Below are 3,475 nucleotides of genomic sequence, written 5' to 3' on the forward strand. Positions count from 1 at the left end.
GTGCTGATCGGCGGCCAGCCGGGGGACGTGGCGGACTGGCTGGAGGCGGGCGAGCTGGCCTGGATCATGGACGGCTTCGCCCGCGGGCACGGCGGGCTCGCCCCGATCGTCGTGGTGCCGGACGCGACCGGCAGCACCTTCGCCGACCCGCTCTGCCTCGACTCGAGGCTGGGGAACGTGCAGACCTACCTCGCCGAGGACGTCCCGGCCTGGGTCTCGGCGCACCTGCAGGCCGATCCCGACCGACGGGCCGTCGGCGGGTTCTCCTACGGCGGCACCTGTGCCCTGCAGCTCGCCGTGAACCGCCCGGCGGTCTACCCGACCTTCCTCGACCTGTCCGGCCAGGCCGAGCCGTCCCTGGGGACCCGCGCACAGACCGTCGCGGCGGCGTTCGGCGACCGGCCCGATCCCGAGGCGGCCTTCCGGGCGGTCGCCCCCCTCGACCGGTTGCCGCAGGTCACGGGCATCGCAGGGCGCCTCGTCGTCGGGAAGGACGACGAGGAGTACGGCCCGCAGGCCCGGCAGGTCCTCGACGCCGCGCGGGCCGCGGGCCTCGACGTCACGCTCACCACGGTCGACGGGACGCACTCGTGGAGCGTCGCGAAGGACGGGCTCACGGCGGAGCTTCCGTGGCTCGCGGTCCGCACGGGGCTGCTCCCGACGTAGGGTGACGCCCGTGCGCACGGTGTACGTGATCGGGATCGGCTCGGGGGACCCCGACCACCTCACCCTCTCCGCGGTGAAGGCCCTGCAGGCGGTGGACGCGGTCTTCGTGATCGACAAGGGCGAGGCCAAGGAGGACCTGGTCGCGCTGCGGACCGAGATCCTGCACCGGCACCGCGAGCCCGGAACCTACCGCGTGGTCGAGGCGGCCGACCCGGTCCGCGACCGCGCGGCGGGAGCGGGGGAGAACGGACGGTCGGCGACCTACGCCGCGGCCGTCGTCGAGTGGCAGGACCAGCGGGGCGCGCTGTACGCGTCGATGATCGACTCGCTGGGCCCGGACGAGACCGGCGCGTTCCTGGTGTGGGGCGACCCCGCGCTCTACGACGGCACGCTGCGGCTGCTCGAGGGGCTCGACGTGCACGTCGTCTCGGTCCCGGGGATCTCCAGCGTGCAGGCGCTCGCCGCCGCGCACCGGCTGATCCTCAACCGGGTGGGGCGGCCGGTGCTGATCACGACCGGGCGGCGGCTCGCGGCGGGCATGCCCGCCGACGTCGACGACGTCGTCGTGATGCTCGACGGCGGCACGGCCTTCGCGAGCCTCCCGGACGAGGAGATGGCCGACGTCGACGTCTACTGGGGCGCGTACGTGGGCGGCCCGGACGAGATCCTCGCGGCAGGCCCGGTGCTCGAGGTCCGGGACGAGATCGTGCGGCGGCGCGCCGAGGCCCGCGCGCGCAAGGGCTGGATCATGGACACGTACCTGCTCCGCCGCCGTCCTGCGGACCGTTGAGCCCGGTCTCTGCCAAGCTGTGGCGGACGTGACGGGGGAGGTGTGAGTGGTGGGCGAGCCGAACGGTGAGTCGCTCGGCCCGGAGGGCGGGGCCGCTGACGGGGCCGCGAACGGAGCTGGGAACGGCGCTGCGAACGGGGCCGCGAGCAGCGCGGGCACCGGGGCGGAGGGGGTGCCGGGGGCCTCGAACGGCACCGTGGCCGAGGGTCCGCAGCCCGTCGCCCGCGACCGCAGCGCCCTGATCGAGGCGGGCGCGACCCGGCTGGCGGGCTGGAGCGCCCGGGTGCTGCTCATCGCGCTCGGTGCGGTGTTGCTCGGCCTGCTCATCGGGCAGCTGTGGTCGATCGTGCTGCCCACCCTGCTCGGCGTGATCATCGCGACCGTGCTGCGTCCGCCCGTCCGCCTGCTCATCGGGCACCGCTTCCCACCCGCTCTGGCCGCCGCCGCGGTGCTGCTGGCCGCGGTCGTGCTGATCGGCGGGATCATCGCGCTGTTCGCGCCGCAGGTCGCGGGGCAGTCGGACGAGATCGTCTCCGGCGTGAGCAGCGGCATCGTGCAGATCCAGCGCTGGCTCGAGGGACCGCCGTTCAACCTGGGCGACGGTCAGCTCGGGGCGCTGCTCGACCAGGTCGTCGCCCAGCTGCAGTCCAGCGCGACCACGATCGCGGGCGGCGTGCTGACCGGGGTGGGGGCCTTCGCGTCGGGCCTGATCAACGTCGTGCTCGCGATCATCCTCGCGTTCTTCTTCGTCAAGGACGGGCCGAGGTTCCTGCCCTGGCTCTCCCGGGTCGCCGGGCCCAAGGCGGGCGGGCACCTGTCCGCGGTGCTGGAGCGGGCCTGGCGCACGCTCGGCTCGTTCATCCGGACCCAGGCGCTGGTCGCCCTGATCGACGGCGTGTTCATCGGCATCGGGCTCGCGGTGCTCGGGGTGCCGCTGTGGTTCCCGCTGGCCGTGCTGACCTTCTTCGGCGGGTTCGTCCCGATCGTCGGGGCGTTCGTCGCCGGTGCGCTGTCCGTGCTGATCGCGCTCGTCACGCAGGGGCTGACCACCGCGCTGATCGTGCTGGCGATCATCGTGGCGGTGCAGCAGATCGAGGGCAACGTGCTGCAGCCGATCCTGCAGAGCCGCACGATGAACCTGCACGCCGCCGTGGTGCTGCTGGCCGTCACCGCGGGCAGCACCCTGTTCGGGATCGCGGGCGCGTTCCTCTCCGTCCCGGTCGCCGCGGTCGCGGCGGAGGTGCTGCGCTACCTCGGCGAACAGCTCGACAAGCGCACCGTGCCGCGCGCCCCCGACCCCGAGGAGCCCGTGGACGACCCCTCGCCCGCCTGAGCGGCGGGCCGCGGTCGGTGAGCTGCGACGAACGGTGTCGAGGGCTCGATCGGCGGTGTTTTCGGGGGAGGTTCGCGGGAGAACCCAGGAGTGTCCGGTCCGATACCTCCCCAGTCCGCGGAGCCTTCATGCTCAACGAGTCGGCAGCCGTGCCGTCCCCCGAACCCGACACCCTCGCCCTCGCCGATCTCGCCCTGCTCGCGCAGGTCCACGTGGACGACGTGGACGACGAGGAGGACGAGCTCACCGGCGTGGCCGAGTCCGTCGAGTACGTCCACCGCAGCTGGCCCGCCGACCCGAACCGGCTGTCGGTGATCCGGCACGAGCTGCGCCGCTGGCTCGCCCCGCTCGACCTGTCCGAGAACGAGACGGACGACGTCGTCCTCGCCGTCGACGAGGCCGCCGCGAACGCCGTCCGGCACGCCTACCCCTCGGACCGGCCCGGGAACGTCGAGCTGACCCTGTGGACCGAGGGCACGGCGGACGGCGGAGCCCTCTGCATCGAGATCACCGACCACGGCAGCTGGCGTCCCACGGAGACCGTCACCGCGGACACCCGGGGCGGGCGCGGCATGCTCCTGATGCAGCACATGGTGGAGACCGTGCTCGTGCACTTCGACGCCCGCGGCAGTCGCGTCCTCCTGCGGCACCGCTTCACCTCGCCCCCCGCGGCCTGACCCCCCTCT

Annotated in this window: 4 protein-coding genes; all 4 read left to right on the forward strand. The window is 73.8% G+C overall.

Going from position 1 to position 3,475, the window contains the following annotated elements; genetic code table 11:
* On the forward strand, positions 1–666 hold a 666-nt coding region (locus H5J29_RS25645), incomplete at its 5' end, for an alpha/beta hydrolase (protein WP_220187928.1).
* 10 nt (positions 667–676) lie between these two features.
* Positions 677–1,456 carry a precorrin-6A synthase (deacetylating) gene (gene cobF / locus H5J29_RS25650; RefSeq protein ID WP_181783587.1) on the forward strand — a complete coding sequence of 260 codons (780 nt, stop codon included), beginning with the start codon at positions 677–679 and terminating at the stop codon, positions 1,454–1,456.
* 49 nt (positions 1,457–1,505) lie between these two features.
* Entirely contained in the window at positions 1,506–2,789 is a 1,284-nt protein-coding gene (locus H5J29_RS25655) for an AI-2E family transporter (protein WP_312858406.1), read from the forward strand.
* 128 nt (positions 2,790–2,917) lie between these two features.
* Positions 2,918–3,466, forward strand: a complete 549-nt coding sequence (locus tag H5J29_RS25660) for an ATP-binding protein (protein WP_181783588.1) — start codon at positions 2,918–2,920, stop codon at positions 3,464–3,466.
* Positions 3,467–3,475 lie beyond the last annotated feature (9 nt).

This window comes from Pseudonocardia pini (assembly GCF_013870575.1).
Lineage (GTDB): Bacteria > Actinomycetota > Actinomycetes > Mycobacteriales > Pseudonocardiaceae > Pseudonocardia > Pseudonocardia pini.

What these genes read in the sequence shown, in the direction of transcription:
- H5J29_RS25660 (WP_181783588.1), top strand. Translation starts at nt 2,918, where the DNA reads ATGCTCAACGAGTCGGCAGCCGTGCCGTCCCCCGAACCCGACACCCTC.